Below are 1,794 nucleotides of genomic sequence, written 5' to 3'. Positions count from 1 at the left end.
ATAAAGGTTTATCAGATAATGGGGCATAACCTAGTTTAAATTCTTTAATAGTTTCTATAGTTAATTTTCTTTTTTGGGTTAAATTCTTGTTAATTATTTAGGGATTTGATTAATCCTAAAACCCCTTTTTGGCATAAATCCTCTTTAGTTAAAACTCGAGGATAATATTTAAATTGATAAGCTAGTTTTTTTACTAAAGGTAAATGAAGTTCGATTAATTGATTGCGAATTTCTAAATTCTTTTTATTTTTTAAAAAATCTTTAAATAATTTTTGTCTTAACATTCAATTCCTCTCTAAAAACATTTTTAGAAAAGATATGAAATTATTTTTTAGTCTTTGAAACAAAAAAAGACTAACTTAATAGTTAGTCTTAAAGAATTTTTAAAAAACAAAAAAGTGTCTAAACTTTTGGAACACCTCAGTTTGGAATGTAAATATAAATTTAAATTATAGACTTTTGGTCAATAACTACCTTTATGTTTAATTAATAAAAATAAATGAGTGCTTAGGGCACCAACAACAAAGGAAAAACTAACTACTGCTATCAAAGATGCAATAGCTAGGGCAAAAACAAAACCCAAAAAGAAAGGTCTGTCATGAGAAATGCAAGGATTAAAATAAAAATTACAAATATATACAAACAAATATGAGCTTATAAGGGCAAATGTTAAAAAGGCACACAAAGAAAAACATGTATTGCTTTTATTGGCTGTATACCTAACATTTGCTAATCTATTCAAAAAACTATCTTTAGGATTTAACATGTGTGTGTTTCATTAAAATGTTTGTATTTTGATACTCTATATTATTAAACCTAACATTTTTATTCTTATTATAATTACGTGTTTTTACTTTTTTTATTTTAGCTTTATAAGGTTTGTTAGTTTTCTTAGATTTGTTGTTCTTACTTGGTGGAATTGGCATTTTAGATGACAATTTATAAATTAAAAAGATAATCATCAAAAAAGTAATAATGGAATTAAGATATTTTAAATAAATTTTTTCTGGTGTAAGTTTTATTACTGCGGGTTGAAAAAATTCCAAGATAAAACAAAGTAAAATAATCAATCCATCTGTTAACAATAAAGTAGAGATAAAAGGAATTTTTAATTTATTTTTTAAAATAAGCTGAATAACATTATTCCCACCAATAGTAGCATTATTTTTCATAATTAAAGTAATTCCTATACTTTGACATAAACTCAAAATACAAGGAACTAAAAAAGTATTTTAAAAACACTTTCAAGGCGTAAGGTTGTTTATTAATGAAAGTAACTATCCATTTTAATTGGTCTTTGGTACAAACGTTATCAAACAACTTAACACCTAAAATAAATAAAACAGTTACAAAGATAGCTTTAATAAAAAAATCACGCCCCATAAATAAAATACCTAAAATAAAGGTAAATATTTGAAAAGCATAAATATAGTTTTTAACGTCGGAATCTTTTACTTCCTTCTGGACTGATATTTGCCAAATAGATTTAGTTAAAAATGATGGATCTCCTAAAACTAGATCCATTGGTACTACAAAAAAAGTAACTACTACAATTAAAAGAAAAGTACCTAAAAAATATTTGAAAGATATTTTTTTGGTTTATAATTTTGGCTTTTTTCACAAAAAGTAACCCTTTCTTAAAACAATAATATTTTAAAACATAATAAATTTTTTGCAAACACTAACAAAAGAGGGGTCATTGTAATTAGTGTTATTAAAAAATAAATTAATTGAAAAATGAAAAAAAGTTTTTAGAAAGAAATAATAAATAATTTATTATTGTTTTGTGTTTTC

3 protein-coding genes and 1 pseudogene are annotated in these 1,794 nt (G+C 23.5%); all 4 read right to left on the bottom strand.

Annotated elements, in window-relative coordinates; all coding sequences use genetic code 11:
- Nucleotides 1-92: 92 nt before the first annotated feature.
- Nucleotides 93-284: pseudogene (locus OL66_RS03530) on the bottom strand (sigma factor); the annotation flags it as partial.
- Nucleotides 285-463: 179 nt separating this feature from the next.
- Nucleotides 464-766, bottom strand: coding sequence for a hypothetical protein (locus tag OL66_RS03525; RefSeq protein WP_011160436.1), 303 nt, complete (start codon nt 764-766; stop codon nt 464-466).
- Nucleotides 753-1,172 carry a hypothetical protein gene (locus OL66_RS03520; RefSeq protein ID WP_034172498.1) on the bottom strand — a complete coding sequence of 140 codons (420 nt, stop codon included), beginning with the start codon at nt 1,170-1,172 and terminating at the stop codon, nt 753-755. The genes OL66_RS03525 and OL66_RS03520 overlap by 14 nt, the downstream gene beginning before the upstream one ends.
- Complete coding sequence (locus OL66_RS03515) at nt 1,162-1,524, bottom strand: hypothetical protein (RefSeq protein WP_034172497.1); 363 nt, start codon at nt 1,522-1,524, stop codon at nt 1,162-1,164. The genes OL66_RS03520 and OL66_RS03515 overlap by 11 nt, the downstream gene beginning before the upstream one ends.
- Nucleotides 1,525-1,794: the final 270 nt, after the last annotated feature.

Origin of the sequence: Chrysanthemum yellows phytoplasma (assembly GCF_000803325.1) — a bacterium.
Taxonomy (GTDB): domain Bacteria; phylum Bacillota_I; class Bacilli_A; order Acholeplasmatales; family Acholeplasmataceae; genus Phytoplasma; species Phytoplasma asteris.
This window is presented reverse-complemented; position numbering and strand designations above follow the sequence as displayed.

Excerpts from the sequence above, each read along its gene's own strand:
- OL66_RS03525 (WP_011160436.1), bottom strand. The coding sequence starts at position 766 with ATGTTAAATCCTAAAGATAGTTTTTTGAATAGATTAGCAAATGTTAGG.
- OL66_RS03520 (WP_034172498.1), bottom strand. The coding sequence starts at position 1,172 with ATGAAAAATAATGCTACTATTGGTGGGAATAATGTTATTCAGCTTATT.
- OL66_RS03515 (WP_034172497.1), bottom strand. The coding sequence starts at position 1,524 with ATGGATCTAGTTTTAGGAGATCCATCATTTTTAACTAAATCTATTTGG.